Origin of the sequence: Paraburkholderia sp. 32 (assembly GCF_050435345.1) — a bacterium.
Taxonomy (GTDB): Bacteria; Pseudomonadota; Gammaproteobacteria; order Burkholderiales; family Burkholderiaceae; genus Paraburkholderia; species Paraburkholderia tuberum.
This window is the reverse complement of record NZ_JBNDKD010000002.1, coordinates 316,042-342,504: the sequence shown is the minus strand read 5'-3', so window position 1 is coordinate 342,504 and position 26,463 is coordinate 316,042. Positions and strand designations below refer to the sequence as shown.

Here is a 26,463-nt window from a genome sequence, read left to right as displayed (position 1 = left end):
CCAAGGAGAAGGCGCTGGCCGAAGCGGCTGCACTTGTGATTCCGAGAAAAAAGTCCAGGCGATCTGGGGATGTCCGCGCCGAATCTGGTGAGGGCTATTGCATATGGCTCGTCACTACATGGCCGCGCGGCCCTCTCCTACCCCAAGTCCAAAAACTCTCTGTACGGCGTCAATTCGCGAATTTACGTCGAGCTTTTCGAAGATATTTTTCAAATGCCACTTGACCGTCTCGGGTGCCAGTTTCAACGACCGGCCGATTTCCTTGTTCGAAAGACCGCGGGCAACGCACTCGAGTACCTCAAACTCCCTCGCACTAAGAGCATCCGGTGACAGCGGCACGGCCTCAACATGCGCGGGCGACGCAGCCGGTGAGTTGCCGAAGGCATCAAAAGCTGTAAGCAGCCTGTCGACATACGCCGTTTCTGCCGTAGGAACATTCGCTGAAGCCAAGCGAAATTGCTGTAGCAACGCGCGCACGGGTGGCCCCTCATCCACGAAGCTGTTAATCATGCCGCTCTGCCTTCCGAGCCGTAGCGCTCGTTCGAGCGCACCAAGCGCCTTTTCGGACGCTCCACATTGCGCGAGCGCGCATGAGAACAGCAAGGAAACCACAGCCTCCGAATAGCGCCTGCCCGTAGCAGCCAGAGTATCGAGCAAAGGTGTGAGAAGCGTGACGGCTTCATCTGCACGATTCCCGGCGATCAGTACGCGAGCCTGCAGGAGACAATAGCTCGTCCAGGTGTCTACCGCGCACCCAGTCCGCCCTTCGCACATCATTGGCACGCTCTTGGTCAGTTCGTCGGCGATCTGTCTCGCTTGAGCAACGTTGCCTTCTACAAGGAGCAATCTTACCGTTTCGGCATCCAGCGCCAACTTCAGACGTAGCCAGTGTCGGGTTACGGCGGCCTGTCGACCGTCTTCGAGAATAGCCAGCGCCGAACCCATCTCCCCGTCGCGCCACAGCAAGCGTGCTGCAGACAGTATATGGCGCATCAAACCAGTTAGCGGCGAGGTTTCCAGTGCAGCGGTCGTGCGGCCCGCGATCATCCTCCGCGCTTCAGGCAGTTCGTTGCACTCATAGTAGATCGCAGCAAGGCAACTGGCCGCCCAGGTTGCGCAGGATGACGAGTGGCCCCATGCTTTTTCGATGCGGTGGAACATCGCCTCAAAAATTCGCCTTGATTCAGACAGCTCGCCATGCATAAATGCAGCAACACCGAACGACGAGCGTCGAAACATATCCGAGTAGTCGGGCTCCTGACCCTGTTCAACTCGCTCGCCGACGGCGTCGCGTATTTCACGTATCTGGTCGAACCTACCCCTGTGCATCAAGCCGAAGAGCTGCGCGAATTGCGCACAGCGCTGCACCCACGGCGCTGTAGGCGCCATTGAGGCTTGAGCAGCACGCCCTAGTTCGAGCGCCCGCTCGCTTTCCTCCACCATGGTGGCGATCAGTGCGCTGACCGCGTTGATCTCCGCCAATGCCGCTTCCTCTACCACGCTGGTATCCTTGCGACGCCCGCGAAAGAATTCGTTGTTAACAGCAGCAACCTCCCTTGAGGCGGCGTCCGGCTGAATCGAGAACACGAGCGCCCATGCTTTCGTCAGGCGCAAACGAAGCCGTTTCTGGATGACATCCGGTGGCAGTTTTCCGATCCATCCTAGCAACGTGTTCAACTCACCGCGCTCGAGCATCTCCGTCGCACAGTTTTCAACCCACTGTGCCGCCTGCTCGAGTTCGCCTGCAGCCAAGGCATGTCTGACTGCCTCGGGCCAAAGACGTGCTCCTGCAAACCATTGGGACGCACGACGGTGCAGCAACGGGACGTGTTGCGGCATCTGGCGAAGAAGGCGCCGACGAAGTGCGTCGGACAGGAGCGCATGATAGCGGTACCAGTGCCGTGTTTCATCCAGCGGCCGGATGAACACGCTGTGCCGCTCGAGCCAGTCGAGCTCGCCCCCGCTTCCACTTCCCTTGCCCATGATGGCATCGCACAACTCAGGGGCGAGACGTTCAAGAATCGACGTGTACAGCAGAAACTTCAGCATATGGAGCGGCAGATGTGCGAGCACGGTATCGTTCAGGTACGAATCGATTCCGGAGCTGACTCCGACCAGCGCACCGGCGACCTTGGCCGCATCGCCCACATCGCGTAGCGCAAGAGCAGCAAGTTGCAAGCCAGCGACCCACCCCTCCGTTGCCTCGTTCAGCAACTCAACACTGGTCCGGTCAAGCGGCACGGTGCCTGTCCGGTCAAAAAATGCCTGCGCATCGGCGATCGAAAAACGGAGATCGTCGACATCAATACGAACTAGTTCCTCTGGAGCTCGAAACTGACCAACTATCAAGGCCGGTTCACCTCGCACCCCGAGCAGGATATGCATGTTCTCGGGGGCATAGCGAAGCAGACGGGAAGTAATCGCAAGAACTGGTTTCGCAGTCAGACGGTCGGCGTCATCCAGCACGAGGAAAACGCGCCTGCCGGATGCAGCGATCCCGTTTCAGGAGTAGTGAAATGACCGTTCTGATAGGAGTCAGCGGATCGTTATTAAGGATCTGTTGCGCTTGCGAGGCAATTTCCGCCGAGGCCCTGGCGAATGCGGCCACCAGGTAAGCGCAGAACTGCTGCGGATCATCGTCTTCTGCGTCGAGGCTGAGCCACGCAACAACATGCTTTCGCTGCGACAGCGCTTCACACCAACCAGCAAGCAATGTCGTCTTGCCGAACCCCGCCGGGGCGGTCACGACGGTGATGCTGCGAACCGGCTGCTTACGCAACCACTTAAGCAACACGGATCGTTGCACGCAGCCAGACGGAAGACGGGGCGGGAGCATCTTGGTCTGAATCAGCGACACGCTCCATGGGCGATCGGTACTGTCTGAAGACGCATGCATGTTTGTCCTCTACTGGCCCCCAATCCAGAAATAATAGCGCGAAATTTTGCCAGCGCTATTGCTGCGACCCATTGCACGCCGCTCCGTCCAGGTCACTCAGCAGACGGACATCAGACCCGCGACCCCGCCGCACCGGTTCTGTTGCAATAGCGGAGGCTGGTATGCTGCGGGACCTAACAGAATGCCGCTCGAGATAATGTTGGTGTGCGTGCGTTGGTACGTGGCCTACCCGCTGAGCTTGCGCAATCTCGAGGAGATGATGGCCGAACGCGGGATCGCGGTCGATCATTCGACCGTGCATCGGTGGGCCATCAAGCTTCTGCCAGTGCTTGAAAAGGCATTCCGCCGCTGCAAGCGCCCGGTCGGCAAGAGCTGGCGGATGGACGAAACCTATGTGAAGGTCCGGGGCACATGGAAGTATCTCTACCGCGCCGTCGACAAGGCCGGCAACACGGTTGATTTCCTGCTGCGAGCCAAGCGGGACAAGGGAGCGGCCCGACGGTACTTCGAGAAGGCCATCGATCAGAATGGCGCGCCCGAAACCGTAACCATCGACAAAAGCGGTGCCAATCTGGCCGGGCTGCACGCCGTGAACGCCGACCGTGAGACGCCCATCAAGATCCGCCAGGCCAAGTATCTCAAGAATATCGTGGAACAAGACCATCGGGCGATCAAGCGACGTACCCGACCCATGTTGGGATTCAAGGATTTCAGTTCTGCCCGCATCTTGTTGAGTGGCATTGAACTCATGCATATGATCGCCAAGGGGCAGATGAGAGACTCCGGCAAACTCAAGCCATCGGCCGCCCGGCAATTCTACTCGCTGGCGATGTGAGCAATCCTTCTCACATCGCAATCGTCCACCAAAATCGCCTTACCGCGACTGAACCGTCTGGAGATGCGGCGCTTGCCGCGCTGCTCGCCGAGCGGCACGTCATGCGTGCGGCCCGACATTATCTGGACGCCGTCGCCAGGTAGTGTGATGGCCATTCAGCTTGCGCTCGCCGACCGGTTTGCTCGAAGCAACTTGACCTTTGTAGTAGCTACAGCGTCTATCGTAGTCACCGTGATGAAACGTGTCGAGGTCGAAACGGTGAACTCTTCTCTGCCGCTGAAACTGCGCATCGGGGGCACGGACTGCGCGTCTTGTGCATTGAAGATCGAGAACGCGATGAAGCGGCTGCCAGTCGTGTCCGACATCAACGTTAGCTACGGCCAGGAAAGCCTGACCCTCACATTCGACGAGGACCGCACGTCGCTTGCCGCGATTGAGGCCAAGTCTCATGCGCTCGGCTTCACGCCGGTTGGCGGTCCCGTCAGTGAGCCGACTGGTGCCTCCGAGGCCGGCCGTTCGTCGTGGTGGCGCCCGAAGGCTCGTGCCCGGGTCCACACCTGCCCCACTCCGTAACAGGCGGCCCCAAGCATGCCAACGAAGAAACCGACTGGCCAGTTGGAGACATAGGAGAGGGCGATCGATGTCCACACCGTGACGAGCGAAATTCCAACCGACACGCATATCGCAAGAATCGGTCGGTCAGTCAGCGAGCGGGCCGCAGCCGCGGGTCCAATCATCAGGCTGAACACTAGCAGCGCGCCCACTACCGGGAGCGCCATTGCCGTCGCAAGCGCCAGGATGCTCATGAACGCAAGTTCCATCGCGCGGCTCGATACGCCTCTCGCCTTCGCCAGATCGGGCGATACCGAACTGAGCAGGAGTGGCCGGAAGAGCACAACCGCAACCGCAATCGAGAACGCGCTGATCGCGGCAACCGGCGCGAGATCGGTGTTGCTCACGCCCAGTACTTCGCCGAAGAGAAGGGCATAGACCGCTTGTGAATACTCGCTCGTCATGCTCAGGAACAGCGCCCCGAAGCCTAGCAGCGTGACGAGGCACAGGGCGGTTGCGACTTCGTGTCTTCCGCGCCGGCTCAGCCAACTGATTCCGATCACGCCGAGACCAGCGAAGACGATCAGGCCGAAGAGCGGATTGATACCGAGCAGGCTTGCCGCTGCAGCACCCGGAAAGGTGCCGAGCGGCAAGGCGTGCGCGGCGAACGAGGCGCCTCGAATCACCACGAAGAAACCGATGAATCCGGCGACCGCTGCCACGATGCTCGCCACGATCCACGTGTTGGTCATGAAGCTGGAGAACATGGTCAGGCCTCACCCGGTTCACGGGCGTTCAGGGCGATCCGCGCGCCCGTCGGGGGCTTCCGTGCAGGTCCGGCGCGACCTGTGATGACATACAGGGCGAAGATAAGCGTCACCACGAAGAAGCTCACTGGCCAGCCGTGCCCGGGGGTCCAGTAGTAGCTGTCGTACGCGAGGAGGATGCCACCCCAGGTCGTGCCCAGGCCGATTAACGCGGACAGACCCGTGGCCCAGCCTGGCCGCTTTGCCGCCCTCAAGGCGATCGCCGCCGGACCTATCAGGAGTGCGGTCGACAGGATGGCGCCGACCGTAATAGCTGATAGGGAAACGGCCAGCGCCAATACCAGCAGGTGCAGGAGTCCGACCGTCCGTACCCGCACGCCCATGACCGCAGCCAGCTCTGGGTCAACGGAGCTGAGCAGCAAGGGACGATAAAGCACGCCCGCGGCAATCAACGCCCCCGTGCCCACCGCCAGTGCGAGCGGAATGATCGATGCCGGAATGGCGAACATTGATCCGAACATGACGGTGATCGCCGCTCCAGTCGTGCTTTTCGATGTCACGTCGAGGTAAAGAAACAGCGCGGCAAGGCCAAGCCCCGCGCCCAGCACGACGCCCGTCGCAAGATCGCGCTCACGGGCGCGGCGCACCCGCACCAGTTCGATGCCGCCCGCTGCCATGACCGCCATGATGAGAAACCCCAGCAACGGGTTGATGCCGAGCAGGAACGACGCAGCACCGCCCGCGCTGCTCACATCGGCCAGCGCGTGGCCGGCGAAGGACTGGCTCCTCATGACGGTAAATACGCCAATTACGCCGGACACGACTGCGGCGCCGCCGCCGACTACCATCGCGGTATGCACCGGTTCGCTGCTAAAGAAGCCCGGTTCAAAGATGAGGGTGAGCAGGGAATCCATCTTGAATCAGGGAACCTGCACAATGTGGGCGGGGTCTCGCCGAACGGCGGCAAGCATTTCGGCCTCGGTGCCGGCGGCAATCACCAGCACGCGGCCGTGCACGCGGACGACATCGATGTGATAGCCGTACAGTCTGCTCAGGACCTCGGTACGCACCACTTCGTCCGTCGCCCCGCTCGCTGCGCGGCCATTGGCGAGGTAGACGATCCGGTCCATCACCGGCAGCAAGTGATTCATGTCATGCGCCGAAAGCAGGACCGCAAGCCCGTGCTCGACGCTCAGGCGGCGCAACAGCGCGACAATTTCGGCGACGCTGCGCATGTCGAGGTTGGCCAGAGGTTCGTCCAGCAACAGCAGCCGCGGACGGCGAACCAGAGCGTGTGCGATCAGCACCCGCTGCTGCTGGCCTCCGGACAGTTCCCCGATGCGCTGGTCCGCGAAAGGCTCTGCATCCACGGCTTTGAGCATCCCGTCGACCGCCTCGCGGCGTTTTTTCGACGGTAACGGCAAGCCGAGCCTGTGGCCCTCGAGGCCGAGCGACACCAGATCCCGCGCACGCATCGGGAGGTAGGGGTCGAGCGCGATCTTCTGCGGGACGTAACCCACCGAGGTCAGGCTGCGCGCACCATTGATCCTGATGCCACCTGCACTCGCTACCTGGAAGCCGAGGATCGTACGCAGCAGCGTGGTCTTGCCCGAACCGTTCGAACCGATAAGGCCGCAGAACTCTCCCGCTTCCAGACTGAAACTCACCTCATGTAGCACGCTGTGCCCGGGGAAAGAGACGCTCACCCGGTCGACCGCAAGGACCTCGTTGCCAGAGCACATGCCGCTCACTGCACAGCCTGCAAGGTTTCGGTGGACACTTTGGAAGTCACTGCCTTTTCCAGCGCATTGACTTCCGCCAGCATCCACGACTGGTAAGTAAAGCCGGGGGTTGGCATGGTCTCGTAGACGCCGACCACCGGAATACCATTTTTCCTGGCCAGATTGAGGAACGACTGTGTGAGCGCATCCGTGACCTGCTGGTTGTAGACGAACACCTTGACCTTGTGGTCCGTGAACAGGCTGTTCTGTTTCGTCACGTCCTGCGGAGAGGGATCGGTGCCGTTCATGATCGCCGCCTGCAGGCTGAAGGGTGTGGCGATATCGGTGCCGACCGCTTCGAGCATGTAGTTGGCGACCGGCTCCGTCACCGCGACAGGCGTTTTCGCGTATTGCGCCTTGAACGATGCAATTGCAGCCAGCCAAGGCTTGAGTGATGCGTCGAACTTCTTCACGTTGGCTTGAAAGTAGGCTGCCTGCGCAGGGTTCAATGCGGAAAGGTCCGCTGCCACTGCCTTCGCAACCGCCGGCATGGTTTTCGGGTCGTACCAGAGATGCGGGTTCGGCGTGCTGTCGGGCAGGCCGAGCAGGTGTTGGGCGTCAATGACCTTGCGTTTGTTGTTGGGCGCGGCTGCGATGATCTTGTCGGCCCAGGCGTCGTATCCCACGCCGTTCTTGACGATCAGATCGGCGGAAGCAAGCTGCGCTGCCACCTTCGGGTTGACCTCGAACGTGTGTGGATCCGTATTGGGATCCGTTTCGATCGCGCTCACCTGAACGTACTTGCCGCCGATCTGGGCGATGACGTCGGCGTACTCGTTTTCGACACCGATGGCGTTGATTACGCCAGCCGCTGCTGATGCCGCCATGGCGCTTCCCTGATGCACGGCAAGCAGTACCAATGCAGCCGAAAGGCTACCGATGGGCTTTAGTGCGGCGCGCCAAACAAACCGGTCTGGCTGTCCTGAACTCCAGGATGCGCGGTGCTGAACGGAGTTGCAAAGCCTGGCGGCGATTTTTTTCATTGGCGTTCCTGGCACGAAAAATAACGATCCGATAGGATTAGATACGTTATAACATAACACATGTGGTGTCCAGCGTTCCCAGCAGACAGACTGGCCGTCCCGGAGCGTGACATCAGCGAAGCGGGCTGTCACCGCATGGGGGCATCTCGACCGTAACCATTTGCTCAGCGTCCGGGCACCTCGACGGGCGAACATGCTTGAGCGCGTGCCGCTCACAGGAGAATGCAATGCAAGATGCAACCGGCTTCCAGCGTATCCCGACGACCATCCTGACCGGCTTCCTCGGCGCCGGAAAAACGACCTTGCTCAACCGCATCCTGACCGAGCATCACGGCGGACGCGTTGCGGTCATCGAAAACGAGTTCGGCGAAGCGGGCATCGACAACGAATTGCTGGTGCAGGACGGTAACGAGCAGATTGTCGAAATGAACAATGGCTGTATCTGTTGTACGGTGCGTGGCGACCTGGTGCGCATTCTTTCGACGCTCGCCGCGCGACGGGAGACAGGAGAACTCGCGTTCGAGCGGGTCATCATCGAGACAACGGGACTTGCCGATCCGGCGCCCGTCGCGCAAACGTTCTTTGTTGACGATGTCGTGCAGGAGAAATACCTGCTCGACGCCATCGTGACGGTTGTCGACGCACGGCATGGCGGCGAGCAGCTCGACGAACATCACGAAGCGCAGGAGCAGGTCGGATTCGCGGACCGTATCCTCGTATCCAAGGTGGACCTCGTTGGCGAAGAGCAGGCGCAGCAACTGATGCGCCGGTTGCGGCAGATGAACCCGCGCGCGACGATCAGGCCGGCACATTTTGGCGAGACGGACCTGAAGCAACTGCTCGACATCCGCAGCTTCAGTCTGGATGCCATTGTCGACATCGAGCCCGATTTCCTTGAAGACGTTTCGCACGAGCATGACGACGATGTGACGTCCTTCGTCTACCGCACTACTGCGCCTCTGGATCGGGACAAGCTCGAGGCGTTCTTCAGCGCCACGGTTGCGATCCATGGTGCCGCGATGCTGCGCTACAAGGGTGTGCTGAACCTGGCGGGTGTCGACCGTCGCGCAGTGTTCCAGGGCGTACATATGATTTTTGGCGCGGATATCGGTAAGTCCTGGGGCGCGAATGAAACGCGCGAAACCCGGATTGTTTTCATCGGCAAACAGTTGCCACATGATCTTATCAAGGCGGGCCTCGACAACTGTATGGTTGGCGAAGTCCTGCAGAACTGACACGAAGGATCGCGCCTGCTTGCCGCGCACCCGCCTCGGCCAGCAGGCTGGCCGTGTCGATTCATGCGATCTTCTTCACCACGTTTGAGGCTCCACTTTTCCCATGCACAAGCTCCCCGTCACCGTACTGTCCGGCTTTCTCGGCGCGGGCAAGACCTCGCTCCTGAACCACGTCCTGAATAACCGCGAAGGCAAGCGGGTGGCCGTAATCGTGAACGATATGTCGGAAGTCAACATCGACGCTCAGCTGATTCGTGACGGCGGCAGCCAGCTCTCGCACATCGACGAAAAGCTCGTCGAAATGAGCAACGGTTGCATTTGCTGCACATTGCGCGAGGACCTGCTGATCGAGATCCAGCGGCTCGCGCGGGAGAAGCGCTTCGACTATCTGCTGATCGAATCCACGGGCATATCCGAGCCCTTGCCGGTGGCGGAAACCTTCACGTTTCGCGACGAACAAGGTCACAGCCTCTCGGATATCTCTCGCCTGGACACGATGGTGACGGTCGTCGACGCCTATAACTTTGTGCGCGACTACGGTTCCCACGACTTCCTGGCGGATCGCGGCGAAACGATGGGCGGGGAAGACCGCCGCACCGTGGTCGATCTGCTGACCGAGCAGATCGAGTTCTGCGACGTGATCGTGCTGAACAAGACGGACCTTGTGAGCGCAAGCGAGTTGGAGTTGCTCAAAGGCGTGCTGCGGGTGCTGAACGCCCGCGCGAAGATCGTCGAAAGCCGCTTTGGCCAGGTGCCGATCGGGCAGGTCCTCGATACCGGCCTGTTCGACTTCGAAGCCGCTGCGCAAGCGCCTGGGTGGCTCAAGGAGATGCGCGGCGAACACATTCCCGAAAGCGAACAATATGGCATCACCAGCTTCGTCTACCGCGCGCGCCGTCCGTTTCATCCGCAGCGTTTCTTCGACTGGATTCAGAGCGAGTGGCCGGGCGTCGTGCGCTCGAAGGGGTACTTCTGGCTGGCCTCACGCAACCATGCGGTCGGCGAATGGTCGCAAGCCGGCGCGGTCTCGCGTCACGGACGCGCCGGGACCTGGTGGGCGGCCGTGCCCAGGCACGCCTGGCCGCAGGAGCCCGAAGCACAGGCTATCATCCGAAGCCGCTGGCATGAGCGTTTCGGGGATCGTCAACAGGAGCTGGTCCTGATCGGCACCGGAATGGACGAGGCAGCCTTGCGCGCGTCCTTTGATGCCTGCCTGCTAAGCGAGGACGAACTGGCCCGTGATGAAGTCGAGTGGCACAAATTTACCGACCCGTTCCCTGAGTGGACGCAGTAAGGTGTGTCCACCCAGGCAATAACCTGGCACCAGGCATACTCAATCGTATTGAGGTACTTCGCCTGCCTGGCGCCGGGCACTCAGGCGAGCTCAACCGGGCCGTGGTCGTCGCAATGATCGCCGTGCGGATGGTGCAGGTGGCCGTTGACCAGGTAGTCGACGTGATCGCCATGCGGTACCGCTTCGTGGCCGCATGCCGGCCCGTGGACATGTCCCGACTCATGACCGCCGCAATTGGAAGTACATTGATCCGGATTTTTTGCGCTCACCTCCAGCCGGTGTTCGTCCACGTGATCGCCATGGGGGTGATGCAGGTGGCCATCGTGCAGATAGTCAGTGTGATCGCCATGCCTGATCGCAGTGTGTCCGCAGTTCGGACCATGCTGATGGTCATGATGGGCATGATGCGGTTCGTTGCAGGTGCTCATAGCAGTGCTCCTCGACTCACGTGATAGTGAACGCATGACGTGGGCTTCGCGGCGTGCCCCCAATGGGCAACGGTTAATCCGGCCAGATGTTAAAGCGATCCTCCTTGCGCACGCCGAAGTCAACGCCCTTTGTTTCCGTCTAGATGATGCCATGCCCCCGATGAAGCAAACGCGTCTGTGCTTTAATTAACCGGCGCGGTGGGTTCGATAGCCGGAAAATATCGGGGCTTGCCTTGCAGGTCAGCTGCAAAACCCGTCATTCCTCCTTCGGTGGCTCATCAAATTCGGACGGCGGATGCTCACACTCGTGTTCAGCCATGTCGCTGATGACAAGCTTTACGTGCTCGTCAGTTGCTACACAGAAAATCTGTTTTCCGCACCGATCGGCGCGCAGCACCCGGGCTGCTCGCAAAAGCCGCAGGTGACGGCTGACGAGCGTTTGCGCCAGGCCATATCTTGCCGCGATGTAGGAAACGCACATCGGCACGCGAAGGCATGCTGCAATTATTTTCAGGCGGGTCGGATCGCCGATCTGCCGGAACATCTCTACCGGTTCCGCGACCTGGTCGTCGGTCAACTCGGATGCCTGCATTTTTGCATTCCAAAGAGTCACGTCGCCAATAGATGACGCACCGCCGCATGCACGGAAATACCACGGTTGCCCGTCTCCTGCCAGGGGCCATCGAGATATCGAAGTCGACCGATGGTTCTCGACACATTAACGTGGCCAGGACCCAGGCGCGACGAAAAGGCTATGTACGAAGGGTCGAATTGGGCGATTAGCTATCCGCAACCGAGCGATGGCGGCAGCACCTTCAAGGTAGCCTTTCGATCGGAGCCAGGTCGAACGGCCGCGACGGGTTCGCGTAGCGTCGCTCGCAGCATCTGAAGCACGCGGCGCATATTCTTATCACACGATGCTGTGTCCGGCCAGAAGCAGCCGATCACGTCAGGAAAACGTATGCCTGCTTCTTCCTGGTGACCGGACGCCAAAGCGGCACGAGCCAATCGCAATGATCGCGCGCCTGGCGCGTCCCGGTGGGACGGTGACGCCCTATCGCGTATCGTGGATTCGCTTGCACGTGCCGTCCTCGCGCAAACAAAGTTCATCCATAAAGGCCGCTGCCCGAAAGGCGAAGCCGGGTCTAATGCAGTCAAATTCTTTCAATTCGCCTTCGTTCACCGGGGGGAGAATTAGCATATCCCTCCACCCTATCTGGCATATACGCTCCTGCGGTATATCGGAGGTCATTCACGAGCCACACCATTCGTGAGAAACAGAAGCTTCTCAACCGGGTCCGCCGCATCAAGGGGCAAGTCGAAGCCATCGAGCGGGCGCTTGAGGAAGAGCGTGGATTCATCGACGTCCTGCAGCAGATAACCAGTTGTCGCGGCGCGATGAATGGCCTGCTGGCGGTAGTGCTCGAGGAGCATATCCGCACGCATCTCGTCGATGCCGAAATCCACAAAGAGCCGGCCGGCAGCGCGACTGACCAGCTCATCGAAGTCGTTCACAGCTATTTCAAGTAGAGCAGCACATGAGTGATTTCAAAGACTCGGCGTTCGGCGCAGGACACGACCACCTCTTTCTGGGCGCGGCTCACGAGCAGAACGAGCGCAGGACCTCGGCGGTCGTTGCGCTGTGCAGCGCGATGACGCTGATTGAAATCATCGGCGGCAATGTGTTTGGCTCACTGGCGCTTGTTGCAGACGGTCTGCACCTGTCGACGCACGCTGGAGCAATGCTGATTGCAGCCCTCGCGTACACATACGCGCGTAAGCATGCTGCCGACCCCCGCTTCGTTTTCGGTACTGGCAAGCTTGGCGATCCCGTGGGCTTCACGAGTGCCATCGTACTTGCCATGATCGCAGTGCTGATTGGGTACGAGGCCGTGTCGCGCTTTCTGTCGCCAGTATCGATTCATTTCGGCGAAGCGATTCTCATCCCGGTGGTAGGCCTGTCGGTCAACCTGGCGAGCGCGTAGCTGCTCGGCGACCATCACGGGCATGGTTACGAAGACGAGGCGCAGAAGATCTTCGCTCGGTCCGGTGTGTTTGCCGTTTCCATCTTCGAAGATGGCATCATGCGGTGCTCCAGCGCTTTAAGGGGTTGTCCCATGTCACGGTCGAGGTCCAGCCTGCTCAAGCGGTGGCGTGATCCACGATGCTACCGGCGCCACACACTTGTATGCCAGGAAACCTTGCGTTGAGCGTGCATAGGGTTCTGGTCGTAGCCGGTTATTGACCAGCTGAACGCGGTGGTATGCGTGGAACTTCGGGCGGCGACAACAAGCGCTCCTCCGGGCGAATCTGGCCGGAGTCTCCGACGTACGTCCGACTCTATCTGTTGAAAACACCGTGGGTGCTCGGGCTCGTTCGCGGCCTCTTCGGCACCGTCGCGGGCGCCTGTCGTCAGGTCTCGTCGGCCAATTGACGCAGATCGTGCACAAATGCGTCGACCGGATCGTCGTCCGCACCGATCAGGCGCGCGTGCCCTTTCGCATCGAATATGTAGATCGCCGAGCTATGGGTTACCTCGTATCCACCGTTCGCGCGGGGCTTGTCAGCCTGGTACGCGACGCGATAGCGTTGCGCGAGCGCCTTGATCGCGCTGTCGGAACCGGTCAGGCCGACGTCGTGCTTTGCGTCAAACGCATCGACATACGCATGCATCACTGCGGGCGTGTCCCGCGCCGGGTCGACACTCACGAACAGGACCTTCACATGCTGTGCGGCGCCGCCCAGTTGATGCGTCACTTGGGCCAGTTTGGCCAGCGTCTCCGGGCATACGTCCGGGCAATGCGTGTAGCCGAAGTAGACGAGTGTGACATCGCCTGCCAGGTTCGCCTGGCTAATCTGCTTGCCGGCGTCGGAGGTCAGCGCGAAATCCAGATCGGGCAAATGCCCCTGGACATCCGTGAGCTTCCACGGCTCTTCATGGTGGCAGGCGGCAAGTGAAACAGAGAGCGTTGCGCCGACAACGAGACGCACACAGCGATCAAAGAATGGGGGCATGGATTGGTGCGGCATTGCCGTCGCAAAGATCAGGATTGGGAAGTACAGTCTATTGCGGAGAGCTTTCATTCGTCTGCCCGCGTAGTGCCTCATCCGCTTTACAACTCTCAACGACAAGTCTCCATTCGAGGGCCGTTGCGCCACAGGCCGCGTCACCCGAGAGCGCCGAAATGTCGCGCGTAAGGCGGGAAGCGAAGAGGGAATGCTTAAGGCTTCACCGGGTCGTCGATGTAGATCAGCGTCTTCAGGTGCGTCCAGCTCAATTCTCTCCGCACTGCGGAGACCATCGCTTCGTCGGCAAAAACCTCCGCAAGACGCATGCAGTGGCGCAACTGCTTGTCGCTCCAGCCGCGCCCGTATTCGGCGGTAAGCTGACGCGCCAACGATCCGATCACCTGTTGCCCGTACTCCGCGCGGGCGCCCCGCAATACCTCTGCCTCAATACGATGCCCCACCTGCCAGTACAGCAGTGTCAGTTCTGCATTGATCGCAACGGCGGCCCGTTCGCGCGCCGAATCGATCAGCTGTCGGACTTCGTCAAGCAAGGAGGAAGGCGTAAGGTCGTTCATACTTTCATGCTCAGGTGTGCGGCTACCGCCGCGTTAAAACTGCCCGCGGACGGCCCAATCTGTCTTCAAACCCGTCACCGGGGCTTGCGCCGGCGAGCGTCCGAATTGTCTCCGCAGTGCGGAGACAATTACGGATACCTGTTCGGCCTCGCGGCCGTCTCCTCGCCCGGGCGAACCGTCCGCCCCCGGGTCGCATCTCGCGAATGATTGCAGGACGACTGCCCGATGTGACCATTCGCGGCCTCGCTCACCGATCAACGGTGCTGCACTTTCCGTGTCGCCATGTAGGTGTCGAACAGGCCCGCATGCAGCCGGCTGAGCTCCTGGCGCAGCCCGATGAGTTCATGCTGGTCGCCTTCGTGCTCCCGGCGCCGGATCTCTCCGAGCAGGGCCGTCGCGCGCGATGCCGCCTGGTCACGCTGCACGCGCGCCTCACCTAACCTGCCGGCGAGCGCCGGCTTCACCAACAGCAGCCATGCCGGGAACCAGGAATAGTCGTCGACCTCGCCGGTGCCAGGGAATTCGGCATCGAAGCGCCGGCGCAGCGCGTCCAGCGAAGCATCACCCAAGGTGGGCAACAACGCCACGAACCTCGCCGGCGCCAGCCACGCCAGCTGCGCGAGCAGCGGCCACGCCGCATCCAGGCCGGCCGCCCGGTAGCGTGCCTCGGTCATCCACGCAAGCGGTGCCGGGATGCGCGACCAGGACTCGATGGCTTCGACTGCTTCAATCGCAGCCGCCCCGTCGCCCGCCAAAAGCCACAGCGGCACGGCGTGACTGTCTGCGTCGGCGGTACGAAACGGTAGCGATTCAGCCCGCTGAGCAAGCGCTCGCCAGCACGGCGTGAGCCACGACTGAACATTCTGCGCGGGCAGCACCCGCCGGGCGGCAAGTACGACCTCGTCCTCGAGATGCCGGCGTGCGCTGGCCAGCGTCTCGTGATCAGAAAAGGGCGTGGGCGATCCGCGTTCCAGTTCACGAACCAGCACGCTCATCGCTGGGAGCGCGCCATCGTCCGGATATTCGCCGGCGAGCAGCTCCAGTGCCGTTCGCGCCGCCACCGCATCGCGCCGCTGCAGCGGCTCCAGCACGTCGTTACGCAACATGACATCACGGCTGTCGGCGAAAATGTCGAGCTGCTGAATGGTGGGCTGCTGCATGTTCATCCCGCTCAGAAGAGCTGATCGTGAAGAGCGGCCAGATTAGCCCACTTCACCGTGCTGCGGAAGGTGCTTCCGTCTTCGTGCACCGACTCGATGATCGCGCGCTGGCCGCTCGCTTCGGCGATCACGCGCACGGTCCGCTCGCCATAGCGCAACAGCGCGCCGATCGGCGGACAGACCGGGGCCTTCCGTCTCTTGCGCGGGCGGGTTCTATTTTCCATCCCTCTTTCCCCGCTTGCGGTGCACTACGGTCTTGCTGGCTGGCGCGGGCGTGACGCGCGGCGCGCGTGAAGGGCGTGTCGCCACCCGCCGCGCCGGGGTGGAGGCGGACTTCGCGCGGGCTGGGCGGGCGTCGCGTGTATCCGCCTGCCGCAGTGCCGCCAGCTGTTGCTGGATCGTGACGTTCGTGGCCAGCACGGCATCGAGCCGTCCCTGCAGCACGCCCGCCTGGTGACGCACGTCCCCGAGCTGCGCCTGCAGCGCCTCGACCGCCCGGTGATGGTCCGCCCCGCGACTGTCGGCCCGCTTCACCGCGGCATCGAGGTCCTTCCGCAGCTTCGCGGCCGCACCCCGCTCGCGGTCGATCTCCAGCAGCGCGCGCTTTTCCGATGCTCGCAGGCGCTCTTCGGCGCGTTCCGCGCTCTCGCGCAGCTTCTCGAGATCCCGCGAGAAACCTTCGCGCACCTTGTCCAGTTCACGGTCGCGCACGAGCGCCTCGGCCTTGAGCCGGACGACCTCGGCCTCGCACGCCTGCCGCGCCGCGTGGCCCTCGGTCTGCGCCTTTTCCAGTTCGCGCACCTCGACCTGCGCGGCAAGGAGCGTCGCCGTGCGCTGTTCGAGCGCGGTCTCGACGCGACCCAGTTCGTCGCGGGCAGCAACGACCGACCGTTGCGCCTCGACCTCGTCGCGCAGCGCGTCGAGCGCGGCTTCGGCAGAGGCGGTTGCGCGGGTCCAGAGCACCGCGACCAGTTCGCCGGCAGCCGGCCCCAGATCGGCGGGCAGGTCGGGGTGTTCGATGCGCACCCGGCTCTTTTCGCGCAGTTCGGCCCAGAATTCACCGAGCACCTGGGTCGGCGTGCTCATGCTGCCGCGCTTCACCAGCTGGTAAAGCCGGTTCGCGGTCGGCGCGATCCCGAAGCGGAAGAACAGTAGCGCGCAGACTTCGCGGTACAGCTCGCGGGTCTTCGGGAATTCGCCTTTCAGGCGGTCGATTTCAGCCGAGAGGCGGGTTTCGTCGGGCAGGACGCCCCTCGATGCGCTTGAACTGTCCGCCGATCTCGACGGCCGCGATGGCAGCAACCGGACGCGCGGGCATTCACAGATCGCCGCCCACGACGACCTGAATGCGGTCCGCGCATGGCTCGCGCGGGTCGCCGACAAAAAAGACCACCTTCGAGAATTACCGCAAGGAAGCCGAACGGCTGCTGCTATGGGCGATCGTGCAACTGGGCAAGCCGCTGTCGTCGCTCACGCACGAAGACCTGCAACTCTTCCGGCAATTCCTGAAAGACCCGTTGCCGCACGCGCGCTGGGTCGCCGACGGCGGGCGCAAATACCCGCGCCATGATCCGCGCTGGCGGCCGTTCTACAGGACGCTCCGGCCGAGTAGCCAGTACCAGGCGATGGTGATCATCAACGCGCTGTTCGCGTGGCTCGTCGAAGCCGGCTATCTGGCTGGCAATCCGCCCCGTAGTCGCTGACTATCACCACGCAGTTGCCTGAATGCAGGTCTATGTCACAGTTCGAAGAGTGTCTTGCGAACACACAACCTTGCCTCCCGGCTCCAATAAAAAACCCCCTCCAGAGAGGGGGCGATGAACCGCTCGCGAACCGTGCTTTTCGTATCGGATCAACGCGCCATCAATTTCCCCACAATGAGACTTGCGAGGATCTCTGCGAGCCTTGCCGTCACACCAGCTTGATCGATGTCGGGTCTGCTGTCAGATAGCCGACCGACGCGCCGAAGCGATCCCTGTAATTCACGCGCACAAGCGGATCGAGCGTGTCCCTGAGCGCCTGCGTATGCTGGCTGCCCCAGTCGCCGGCATGCTGGAAGTTGCTCATGATGTAGGTCCAGCCGTTGAGTTCGTCGACCGCATGCAGACCGGTCGATTCGGCGCCGGCGGGTGTCGACAGCAGACGCGTGAGCTGCTTCGTGTCGACGTTGTACGCCCACAGGAAATTGTTCACGTGGTAGCCGCTGTCCTCGCCGATAAAGAGCGTGCGCAGCTTCTCCGAGAATTTCAGGTTGTCCGGGTTGGCGACCAACTCCGGGTCGGCCTTGTTGCCGAGCGCGTCGGCGGCGATGTCCTTGCCGACCAGCAGCGCGCTGGTGTGCACCGGCACCCACTCGCTGTTGATCGCGGCACCCTGGTTATCCTTCTGGCCGCCCGCGAGCTTGTGCTGAAGCACGCCGCCGGCGTTGATCGCGGCGTCGACGGAAATGTTGCTCTCCGCGTTCCAGCCCTTCGCGTTGCCCTTCACCATCGAGTCGACGATGTTCTGCAAAGCGGAGTACGCGATCTTGTCCTTGATGTTGACCGTCGTCCCTTCCATCTTCGTGAAGCCCATGCTGCCGCCCGCCAGGTAAGCGTAGCGATGGGTTTCGAGGAAAGCCGCAACCTTCTCCTTGCCCGGCATGATCCTGACCCACTGCGCGGTGCCGCCGGCGAAGATCTTCCGGTAGTTAGCGTCGGCAGGATCGGTCCACTTGACGTCGATGACGTCCTGCGGCCGATTCGACTTCGCCATGGCCTCGACTTCCGCGCTCGTCGCGTGACCCAGCCTGATCCACGTCAGGTCCGCGCCCGCCGCGGCCGGATCGACCGAGAAGCCCGCGCCCACTTTCGCCACATACAACGTGCCGGCCGACAGGTCCTTCTCGTTGTCCGCCACGAACATGAAGAGGCCGCTGTTGGTCGCGTCGTCGCCCATCAGGACCGTGCGGTTGTCCGGCATCACCTGCACCAGTTCGTGCGAAATGCGCCCGAGGCAATAGTGCTTTTTGACCGAGCCGGTGCCATCCGCCTTGACCGTGATTTCCGGCAGATGACCATAGAGATACGGGTTGAAAGCAATGTTCGTGTTGCCGTACAGGTTATCGTTGAACGCCTTGTACTGCGCCAGATTGCTCGAGCTGGCCGTGAACGCATCCGGCTCGTATTCCTCGCTCGACAGATGCGTGTTCCACGGCGACAGGCTCGCGCCGCAGGTGATCCACAGTCCATTCGCGGGCGACGTGTCGACGTTGTGATACTTGACGAGCGTCAACTTGCCGGTGGCCGGATCCTGATCCAGCGTCAGCACCGCGATCGGCGACGGGAGGCGGCCATACATGTCACTGCCGGACTGCGAGCGCGTCGTGTATTCGAACTGGACCACAGCGAACACCGTGTTGCCCTTTACGCCGGCGACCTTCGCGCCATCGATCTTCAGCAGCGACGTACCGTCCGGCGAGTCCGAAAAGAACTGGCGCCGTTGCGCGGGCACCGAATCGTCGTCGATCGGCTGGTTGTTGATGTCGAAGTACCCGCCTGCCAGCACGGTGCCGCCGTTGCCGTCCGGGACCAGATCGCCGGTCATGAAGAACGGCTGGTACGCGAGTTTGTAAGCCTTTTGGGAGCCGTCGGAATACGAAACCGTCAGGCCTGAGCCGACCGTGGTGGTTGCCATCAGCGACGGATTGGCGAGCGACGGCGCCGGCATGCTGGTGAAAGACGCCGAAGTGAAGTTCGCGACCGGGGTGGCAGGCGTAGTAGGCGTGGCGGAATTGGCCGACGGAGTCGCCAGATCGCCGCCGCAAGCGGTCAGCATCGACGCCGTGGCGATGCCGCCTAGCGGCAGCATCGGCGCACCGGCAAGTAGTTTCAGGGCCTTGCGGCGGGAAATGTCGAACGGCTCTGCCATGTTGTCGTGATCCAGGGTTCGGGTAGCGTGGGTGAATGCACAGCCGGCACGCAGTCAGCCCGAAACCACATGGTTCACGCTCGCGCCGCTATGACGCGAGGATTCTATGAAGTTAATATGAAAGTATATTGACAGGTTTTAGTAATTTTTGAATCAGCCTGGTCTGCCGGCCTGCCCGGTTGTGGTGCAATTCCGGTGCGTCGGTCTGTTACCTTGAGCTTTTGACGACCACGAGCCAATGAGCAAGCTGAAAGATCTCGAACGGTTGTTCAACGGGCGTCATTTCGACCGCGAAGTCATCGTCCTTTGCGTGCGTTGGTATCTGCGCTACAAGCTCAGTCTGCGTGATCTTGTCGAGATGATGGCTGAGCGCGGCCTGTCCCTCGCCCACACTACGATCCTGCGTTGGGTGAAGCGCTACACGCCGGAGTTCGTCAAACGCTGGAATCGGTTGGCTACGACAGCCGGTCAGTCGTGTCGAGTCGACGAGACCTACGTGAAGATCGCGGCAAATGGGCCTATCTCTACCGCGCCGTTGACCGAGCGGGAAAGACGATCGATTTTCGCCTCAGCGCGAGGCGCGACGTGGCGGCAGCAAAGGCGTTCTTCGCGAAGGCAATCAGAACTCAGGGACGCGCTCCTGAGACGATTACGCTGGACGGCTACGCGGCATCTCTTCGGGCGGTCCGCGAGATGAGGACCGACGAGTCGCTACCCAGGCGAACGAAATTGCGATCCTCGAAGTACCTGAATAACCTCATTGAGCAGGATCACTGCCACATCAAATCGCGGGTGAACGTGATGCTCGGGTTCAAGCGGTTCCACAGCGCCGCCGTTACCCTCTCCGGCATCGAACTGATGCATCGCATTCGCAAAGGCCAGTTCGATCTCACCAGCATGCACCTCAAAGATACCACTTCGCCCTCGATTTGGATGCCGGTTCTTTCAGCTCGTTGAGGTCTCCGAAACATGGGCGATTTCTCGCCCGCCTACCCAGTTTGCACCACAGCCACCTTACGTATGTGGAGCCTCGTCTTGACGACTGCTGCTCCACGCCCCGCATACGATCCTTCGATTACGAAAGCTTCAAAACGGTGCCACTCATCGTCACGCTCCCACTTGATACAAGACGTGATATCGCAAGCCCAACCCTAGCTTCGGCATCTCCCGGCGTACGCGACATTCCAATCAGCCGACACACGGATTTGGCGACGTCAGAGGTTGGTGCACTGCCCGTTTCTTCAAGCACATGAAGCACACCGTTAGCTAACTCTTCCAGGCACACATCATCGACCTTCCGACGTGAAGTCTCCTCATCCGAGGCCTCACGAAAAACGCCCCACTCTGCCGGATTTACCTTAGCTGGCCAGTAAAACGTCGCGTTTCCGTCCGAGGTTCGACCTTGCTCGCGAGGCGTCAGCATCCGGAGACGATCAACAATTCGCGTACCCGTTCGCTCCAAACCCCACGCTCTTGCGACTCTGCGGTGAAGGACACTCTCGTGAATCGGTCCTTCAGCTTCGATTATCTCGATCAGTTGTTCCGTCAGCTTCCGGCCGTGGGTGAGGTCGTAAAAGTCTTCCGGCTTGCCTCCCGCTGGGATGATGACCGTGTACTTAGGTAGAGAGACGTCAATGTCCGATGCAAGAGTGGCCGAAGGAACGCTGTCGACGATTTCGGTCTCTACCGTCTCCGGGATTGACGCCGCTGCTGGAGCCTCCTCGTCGGCACCATCATCATCGAGAAGTAGCTTGTCCAAACGAGCGAGGAGCTTCTGAACCTCGACATCCCGATTTAACCACCAGTCGGTCGACCAGATTCTATGTATGCGCCATCCCAACCCTTCGAGCACTACTTGACGAAGGCGGTCTCGATCACGCGCAGTCGCACCCGAGTGGTAGGCGCGACCATCGCACTCTATCCCGATGAGATAACGGCCCGGTGCTCGGGGATCAACGACGCCAATGTCGATGCGATACCCAGAACAACCCACTTGAGGATGAACAACCCAGTTGTGGTCGCGGAGCACCTTGATGACCTGGCCCTCGAATGGACTGTCCGGCTCCATTCCAGTAGGCAATGATTGCTCCAGCAACGCCTTGGGGCCCTTCAGCGCAAACTCGAGATAGTGCTTCAGGTCGCGCACACCCGCAGCCCTCACGCGGGAAAGATCGATCTGCTCCGGTCGCAGGGTGCTGAAAATCACCACTCTTTCGCGAGCACGGGACACCGCCACGTTGAGTCGTCGCTGTCCACCCTCGCTGTTCAGTGGCCCAAAGTTCATGGTGAGTTTGCCGGCTGCGTCGGGACCGTAGGTAATCGAAAAAAGAATCACGTCGCGCTCATCGCCCTGAACGTTCTCAAGGTTCTTGATGAACAACGGCTCGCGCGACTGCGCAGAGATCGCCTTGTCGAGCGCGGCATTGGCTCGGCGACGCGCGTCAAGCAACGACTCAATGAGCGACTGCTGCGGCTGATTAAACGTGACAACGCCCAAAGTCAGATGTTGGTGCTTTGAATCCAGAAAGTGTTGCTCGATTCCACGCACAATCGCTTCGGCCTCTGCCCGGTTTGTCCGGCTACCACCTCTGTCGTAGACACCCGTGACGCGCTCAAGGCGCACCGCCACGTCGTCCGTCACCGGCGACGGAAAGGTGATGAGTTGCGAGTCGTAATAGGTAACGTTGCTGAAGGTAATCAGACTCTCATGCCGGCTGCGATAATGCCACTGCAGCCGCTGACGATTCATCCCCGCACCCAGACATTCGTCCAGAATGCTTTCGAGGTCTTCGATCTGAGCATCATCGCCGCCGTTGTCGTCTGAATCCGTCGACTTACTGAAGAAGCTCGTGGGTGGCAGCTGCTTCGTGTCTCCAACAACGGCCAGTTGCTTGCCACGCGCTATGGCGCCCACGGCGTCCCACACGGGAATCTGGGAAGCCTCATCGAAGACGACGGCATCAAACTGTGCGTGCCCAGCGTCGAGATACTGAGCCACAGATAGCGGCGACATCAACAGACACGGTTTCAGCTTGGGGAGCAGACTCGGAAGTCCGTGCATCAGTTGGCGCACCGGCGCGTGGCGTGTCTTCTTTTGCAGTTCCCTTCGCAACAGCCCGAGTTCACTATCGCTGCTGACCACCATGCCTTTTCCCGCCGGCACCTTGCCAGCAAGCGTCGCGGCAACATGTTGCGCCGTCAGATGCTGGAATCGCTCGTCGGACTGGCGGAACTCACGAATCTTCCGTTCGTGGTCAGCGCTGGAAAACGTGCGCAGCACCGAGTCTTTGTCGATGACCTTTTTCACCCACCAATTCTGGTAGCTGTACTCGAAGTGCTCCTCGACACAATCCAGTGGCACACGGCCATCTTCCAGCGAAGTTACGACGCCTTGCAACCCCAGATGCACGGCCTGCTCTCGAACCTGCCGCCACAGACACCATGACATAAACTGGCTCTTCGCCCGATGCCACGCCGCAGTAATACCGAGCATCCGCTCCAGAGCGCCGTCAGTGTCAGTCGGCCCCTGCAATGGTGCAGTCGGTTCTGCCAGTGCTTCCAGCGCCGACAGGCTGGCACGCACTTCACGCCACGCGTCGCGATAAGCAACCAGCGACTTGCTCATCGGACCTCCCGGCTGCAGCAAAGCACGGTTTTCGACCACCATATGCTGGAAACGGGTTCGCAGTTCAGCTGCCGCGACCGGATCTCCAGCAACCAAGGTGACAGCATCTGAGAAACGTTGCGCCCATTGCTCGCACCGCAATACCTGGTCCCAGTCCGTCCTCACGCCGTTGAACGTATCCTGCAGTACACGTTCCGCGTTGCCTTTCATCGCGAGAAGCTGCTCGTCCTCGGCATTGACGCCTGCAAGATGAGGCAACATTGCTCCAACAGCTTCGTCCGTCGGCCGCGCTCCGGTAATGCTGTAGCTCGCAAGCCGTGTGCGGATAGCGCGCTTCTTGATCGCTGATTTAGGCCACCAGGTGTTCGACGCTTGCGCCCACTCGTCTTTTAGAGATTTCGCGCTGACTTCTGAGATCCGCTCAGTCCAACTCGCCTCGAGATTGCTCCATGACTCGTTGCGCGCCTTCCCATGCCGGGCAAGCCGTTGCAGTTGTGCCCGGACTTCAGCGTCGTAAGCTTGTGCGGCAACGCCTTGAGGCACCTGTGGCGCTCCGAGCAGAACGTCTGCCAAACGGTCAACCTTTTCGTATCCCTCAAGGCTCAAACCGGAAACCGGAAGTCCCAGGCTGCGTTCCGCCTCGGCTGCACCGCCTTTGAATGCCTGGATCGCCTGCTCAAGCGAACGCGCAGTTGTCAAGAGTTCGTCCTGCCAGCTCGGACTCCAGTCGGTTCTGCCAATATGTTCAAGCGGATGGCCATGCAGCGCGACGAGCGCCCCGGAAAGGGTGGCCATCCGTCTCGATGTTTCTCGCAGGCTTTCGAGGGATTTGTGATCGTGAGCGGATGCATCTGCCCAAGACATCAGGGAGGCTTCCTCGCCATCGTGCGCGATGCAAGTTCCGATTGCCTGATATACGGTGAGCCCGTTGGAGTGCGGGTGATGTAATGCATCGACGAGATCGTTCAGATCCTGCCGCAGCTGGGCCAGACGTCCTGCTTCCCGGCTCCAGTCTTCGCTCGTTCGCTGGCCGCTGAAATCCAGAGCCTTGCCGAGTTGCTGCAGGACTTCCGACTTCCGCGCTTTGGACGAATGCAGTTCAAGACAAAACGGCCCCAGACCGAGCGACTCGAGTCGCCGATGCACAACCTCCAACGCGGCCATCTTCTCGGATACGAACAGGACCGTCTTACCTCTCCCTAACAAATGGGCAATCAGGTTTGTGATGGTTTGGCTTTTGCCCGTACCGGGCGGGCCCTCAAGAACCAGATCATGCCCGGAGTCGACTACGCAGATGGCCTTTAGCTGCGACGAGTCAGACAGCATTGGCGTGAACAGGTCCTGAGGCTTGTGCGATTCATCCAGCCTCTCGAAACGTTCGTCGCCCTCCTCCTTCTCAAATGCTTGCCCGGGGTTCTCTATGAGATGTCGGACTACTCGATTCGCCTTGAGTTGCTCTGTCCGATCCTGGAGATCCTTCCACATCAAATACTTGGTGAAAGAGAAAATACCCAGGTGCGCCTGCTCGACGACCTCCCACTTGGGGATCTCGCGCACCGCCAGACGGAACGCCTGGAGCACCTTCCCGACGTCGACGCCCTTCTCATCCATCGGCATAACGTCCAAACCTGGAATGCGCAATTCGAAGTTCGAACGCAACATCTGCAGCAGCGTTGGATTGATGATCGTCTCATCGTCATGACGGCTAAGCCGGAAACCGCTTCGCACCGACTGGCGCTGTAGCGCCACGGGAACCAGGATGATAGGCGCCTGATGCACGCTCTCGGCGCTTTCCGCCTCCGTCCACCGCAACATGCCCAAGGCGAGATAGAGTGTGTTCGCGCCGCCTTCCTCCAAACCAGTCCGCGCCGCACTAAAAATGCTCAGAAGGTTGCCATCCAACGCCTCCTGCGGCATCCGTGCGATCAACTCCTTGTTGTCCAGGGCGTTGAGTGCCATGTCGTCAAGGGGGTGGTGTCCGCTGCGACTCGCATGGACCTCGGCCATGCGCGGATCATTTCCCTCCATCAGGGTCGGCATTGGCCGCACGCGAAACTCGACGCCTTCGGCGATGGCGTCCTCGAGCTTGGCCAGGTCCGGCGCGACCAGCGCCAGTGTCGATTTAGTCGACTTGAAGTTGAGAAGCCGGTTACGAAGCGTCAGATCCAGCAACCGGGATTTCCACTTCGACAAGCGCCCTTCCGGCGTCTCGTCGCCACCTAGATCGAGAGACGTCAGAGACTCTGGGTCAAGCGGTGGGAGGACCGGCGTCGGTTCAATGGCCGCGGGCTTTTCCGCGTCTTCGGTCTCGGATCGCTTAATCCCTGCTACGCGGGACGGCAATGGCCTGATTTGCAGTTCTCGGGCCCGATGGATATCAACCGCATACCGGAACGTGCCTTCTTCGAGCAGATGGACCGCACCCTGTTCCAGGGCGATTCTCAACGAGGGGCGACGGCTCGAATGCTGTGCGACTGCCGTGGTCTCGAATACCAGAAACTCGCCGCTATCGACGCGTTTCCGTACCGCCTGAACATCGTCGGTGAGAGGATCGGCGAAACAGGCCTGATGAAGCCATACACCTACCCAGGCATGACCATCCTTGAGCAAGACAACGGGACGTAGACCAGCCTGCTCCAGACATGACGAGAAAAGCATCGCGAGGTCAAGGCAAGTGGCTACTCTTCCCTCGATAACACGGTCAGGGGTTCGGATTTTCTGACCATCCACCCCGAAAGAAGCTGGCGGCTCAGCGTATTGCAAATTCTCCGCGGCCAGCGTGCTGTAAATCGCGGAAATCTGCTTCCACACCACATCGCGGCTCTTCGACTGATATCCATTCATCGACAGGTCGCTGTGCTGCTCGCGAAGCAACTTGGACGCCTTGCCAATGAGGATGTCGATCGCCGGGTTGTTCGGCATTGAGAAGCACGCGAGCAACTCGGGCATGGCGCGCGTACCGGCCCATTGATCGTAGGCCAGAATCTCGACGGGGTGGTTTATCCGGGCCAGTTCTATATCGCCGGCCTGCGCGACCACAGTAACCGATGAGGTAATAGCCTCCTGGAGGTCGGCCAGATAACCGTGGTCGGCTGCCAGATCTAAAGGGGATATGCGCCTGCTTTCGTCCGGAGTGAGCTTTGCAAAGTGAAGCTTCACGCCTTGAGCGAAGCGAGGATTGCACCCGACCAGGACATCCACGGCCTCGAGAGGTTCGCTACCGCGGTTCGTTACGCGCAAGGCACGGACTACGGGCACGGAATTCTGGATCGACGCATAGCCCAGTGTAGGGTCGGCCTCGATCTCCAGAAGCAGCGGCGCAGGGGTTGTTTCCTCGGCGGTTACGGATTCCAGATCCGGTTCTTGTTGGACGTCCATCGTACCCCCTTATCAGCGTTCTTTTTAAATCGTTCT

At 60.8% G+C, this 26,463-nt stretch carries 22 protein-coding genes and 3 pseudogenes; 9 read left to right on the top strand and 16 right to left on the bottom strand.

Annotation, left to right across the window (positions count from 1 at the left end; all coding sequences use genetic code 11):
• Positions 1–114 precede the first annotated feature (114 nt).
• Entirely contained in the window at positions 115–2,466 is a 2,352-nt protein-coding gene (locus OKW26_RS16885; protein WP_429354450.1) for a LuxR C-terminal-related transcriptional regulator, read from the bottom strand.
• Positions 2,456–2,794: a hypothetical protein gene (locus OKW26_RS16880; protein WP_429354449.1), complete on the bottom strand. Its 339-nt coding sequence runs from the start codon at positions 2,792–2,794 to the stop codon at positions 2,456–2,458. Before OKW26_RS16880 ends, OKW26_RS16885 begins: the two co-directional genes overlap by 11 nt.
• A gap of 283 nt (positions 2,795–3,077) precedes the next feature.
• On the opposite strand from OKW26_RS16880, the gene OKW26_RS16875 reads away from it, so the two are divergent.
• Positions 3,078–3,731 carry an IS6 family transposase gene (locus OKW26_RS16875; protein ID WP_184058682.1) on the top strand — a complete coding sequence of 218 codons (654 nt, stop codon included), beginning with the start codon at positions 3,078–3,080 and terminating at the stop codon, positions 3,729–3,731.
• Here the strand turns inward: OKW26_RS16875 and OKW26_RS16870 are convergent.
• On the bottom strand, positions 3,713–3,886 hold the full coding sequence (locus OKW26_RS16870) for a hypothetical protein (RefSeq protein ID WP_184058680.1): 174 nt from the start codon (positions 3,884–3,886) through the stop codon (positions 3,713–3,715). The genes OKW26_RS16875 and OKW26_RS16870 overlap by 19 nt on opposite strands.
• Between OKW26_RS16870 and OKW26_RS16865 the strand changes: the two are divergent.
• Positions 3,879–4,133 (top strand): annotated as a pseudogene (locus OKW26_RS16865) (cation transporter); the annotation flags it as partial. The gene OKW26_RS16870 and the pseudogene OKW26_RS16865 sit on opposite strands and share 8 nt — an antisense overlap.
• A 44-nt stretch (positions 4,134–4,177) precedes the next feature.
• Here OKW26_RS16865 and OKW26_RS16860 read toward each other — a convergent pair.
• The 4 genes from OKW26_RS16860 to OKW26_RS16845 are packed head-to-tail and all read right to left on the bottom strand — an operon-like array spanning position 4,178 to position 7,814.
• The gene (locus tag OKW26_RS16860) at positions 4,178–5,050 is read right to left on the bottom strand and encodes a metal ABC transporter permease (protein WP_429354448.1); all 873 of its coding nucleotides are present in this window, start codon (positions 5,048–5,050) and stop codon (positions 4,178–4,180) included.
• Positions 5,051–5,052: 2 nt separating this feature from the next.
• Positions 5,053–5,964 (bottom strand): metal ABC transporter permease, encoded by a 912-nt coding sequence (locus OKW26_RS16855; RefSeq protein WP_429354447.1) that lies wholly within the window; start codon positions 5,962–5,964, stop codon positions 5,053–5,055.
• A 6-nt stretch (positions 5,965–5,970) separates the two neighbouring features.
• Complete coding sequence (locus OKW26_RS16850; protein ID WP_429354446.1) at positions 5,971–6,792, bottom strand: metal ABC transporter ATP-binding protein; 822 nt, start codon at positions 6,790–6,792, stop codon at positions 5,971–5,973.
• A 5-nt stretch (positions 6,793–6,797) separates the two neighbouring features.
• A complete protein-coding gene (locus OKW26_RS16845) occupies positions 6,798–7,814 on the bottom strand; it encodes a metal ABC transporter solute-binding protein, Zn/Mn family (RefSeq protein ID WP_429354445.1) in 1,017 nt (338 codons plus the stop codon).
• A 227-nt stretch (positions 7,815–8,041) separates the two neighbouring features.
• On the opposite strand from OKW26_RS16845, the gene OKW26_RS16840 reads away from it, so the two are divergent.
• The 3 genes from OKW26_RS16840 (at position 8,042) to OKW26_RS16830 (ending at position 10,795) form a co-directional block, all read left to right on the top strand.
• Positions 8,042–9,049, top strand: coding sequence for a CobW family GTP-binding protein (locus OKW26_RS16840; protein ID WP_429355238.1), 1,008 nt, complete (start codon positions 8,042–8,044; stop codon positions 9,047–9,049).
• Positions 9,050–9,152: 103 nt separating this feature from the next.
• The gene (zigA, locus tag OKW26_RS16835; RefSeq protein WP_090811193.1) at positions 9,153–10,343 is read left to right on the top strand and encodes a zinc metallochaperone GTPase ZigA; all 1,191 of its coding nucleotides are present in this window, start codon (positions 9,153–9,155) and stop codon (positions 10,341–10,343) included.
• 113 nt (positions 10,344–10,456) lie between these two features.
• A complete protein-coding gene (locus OKW26_RS16830) occupies positions 10,457–10,795 on the top strand; it encodes a hypothetical protein (RefSeq protein WP_429354444.1) in 339 nt (112 codons plus the stop codon).
• Positions 10,796–11,027: 232 nt separating this feature from the next.
• Here the strand turns inward: OKW26_RS16830 and OKW26_RS16825 are convergent, their stop codons facing one another.
• Positions 11,028–11,363, bottom strand: a complete 336-nt coding sequence (locus tag OKW26_RS16825) for an ArsR/SmtB family transcription factor (RefSeq protein ID WP_429354443.1) — start codon at positions 11,361–11,363, stop codon at positions 11,028–11,030.
• Positions 11,364–11,992: 629 nt separating this feature from the next.
• On the opposite strand from OKW26_RS16825, the gene OKW26_RS16820 reads away from it, so the two are divergent.
• Both OKW26_RS16820 and OKW26_RS16815 read left to right on the top strand, forming a co-directional pair.
• Positions 11,993–12,301, top strand: a complete 309-nt coding sequence (locus OKW26_RS16820; RefSeq protein ID WP_429355237.1) for a metal/formaldehyde-sensitive transcriptional repressor — start codon at positions 11,993–11,995, stop codon at positions 12,299–12,301.
• 8 nt (positions 12,302–12,309) lie between these two features.
• Positions 12,310–12,852, top strand: a pseudogene (locus OKW26_RS16815) (cation diffusion facilitator family transporter); the annotation flags it as partial.
• Positions 12,853–13,183: 331 nt separating this feature from the next.
• On the opposite strand, the gene OKW26_RS16810 reads toward OKW26_RS16815, so the two are convergent.
• The 5 genes from OKW26_RS16810 to OKW26_RS16790 all read right to left on the bottom strand — a co-directional run bounded on the left by OKW26_RS16810 (position 13,184) and on the right by OKW26_RS16790 (position 16,814).
• On the bottom strand, positions 13,184–13,786 hold the full coding sequence (locus tag OKW26_RS16810) for an SCO family protein (RefSeq protein WP_090811184.1): 603 nt from the start codon (positions 13,784–13,786) through the stop codon (positions 13,184–13,186).
• Between the two features lie 206 nt (positions 13,787–13,992).
• Positions 13,993–14,355: a DUF1016 N-terminal domain-containing protein gene (locus OKW26_RS16805; protein WP_429354442.1), complete on the bottom strand. Its 363-nt coding sequence runs from the start codon at positions 14,353–14,355 to the stop codon at positions 13,993–13,995.
• Positions 14,356–14,609: 254 nt separating this feature from the next.
• A complete protein-coding gene (locus tag OKW26_RS16800; protein ID WP_090811179.1) occupies positions 14,610–15,521 on the bottom strand; it encodes a hypothetical protein in 912 nt (303 codons plus the stop codon).
• Between the two features lie 5 nt (positions 15,522–15,526).
• Positions 15,527–15,739 carry a hypothetical protein gene (locus OKW26_RS16795; RefSeq protein ID WP_429354441.1) on the bottom strand — a complete coding sequence of 71 codons (213 nt, stop codon included), beginning with the start codon at positions 15,737–15,739 and terminating at the stop codon, positions 15,527–15,529.
• Positions 15,729–16,814, bottom strand: coding sequence for a DNA-binding protein (locus OKW26_RS16790; protein WP_429355236.1), 1,086 nt, complete (start codon positions 16,812–16,814; stop codon positions 15,729–15,731). Before OKW26_RS16790 ends, OKW26_RS16795 begins: the two co-directional genes overlap by 11 nt.
• Here OKW26_RS16790 and OKW26_RS16785 point away from each other — a divergent pair.
• Positions 16,729–17,203 (top strand): annotated as a pseudogene (locus tag OKW26_RS16785) (tyrosine-type recombinase/integrase); the annotation flags it as partial. The gene OKW26_RS16790 and the pseudogene OKW26_RS16785 sit on opposite strands and share 86 nt — an antisense overlap.
• A 223-nt stretch (positions 17,204–17,426) precedes the next feature.
• Here OKW26_RS16785 and OKW26_RS16780 read toward each other — a convergent pair.
• Both OKW26_RS16780 and OKW26_RS16775 read right to left on the bottom strand, forming a co-directional pair.
• Positions 17,427–19,424: a PhoX family protein gene (locus OKW26_RS16780; RefSeq protein ID WP_184058668.1), complete on the bottom strand. Its 1,998-nt coding sequence runs from the start codon at positions 19,422–19,424 to the stop codon at positions 17,427–17,429.
• Positions 19,425–19,632: 208 nt separating this feature from the next.
• Complete coding sequence (locus OKW26_RS16775) at positions 19,633–19,815, bottom strand: hypothetical protein (RefSeq protein WP_429355275.1); 183 nt, start codon at positions 19,813–19,815, stop codon at positions 19,633–19,635.
• On the opposite strand from OKW26_RS16775, the gene OKW26_RS16770 reads away from it, so the two are divergent.
• Positions 19,735–20,381 (top strand): IS6 family transposase gene (locus OKW26_RS16770; protein ID WP_429355235.1). Its coding sequence is split into 2 segments (ribosomal slippage): positions 19,735–19,930 and positions 19,930–20,381, totalling 648 coding nucleotides; the frame shifts between segments, so codons are not numbered across the junction. The two genes, OKW26_RS16775 and OKW26_RS16770, sit on opposite strands and share 81 nt — an antisense overlap.
• Before the next feature lie 118 nt (positions 20,382–20,499).
• Here OKW26_RS16770 and OKW26_RS16765 read toward each other — a convergent pair.
• Positions 20,500–26,427 carry a DUF3320 domain-containing protein gene (locus tag OKW26_RS16765; protein ID WP_429354440.1) on the bottom strand — a complete coding sequence of 1,976 codons (5,928 nt, stop codon included), beginning with the start codon at positions 26,425–26,427 and terminating at the stop codon, positions 20,500–20,502.
• Positions 26,428–26,463 lie beyond the last annotated feature (36 nt).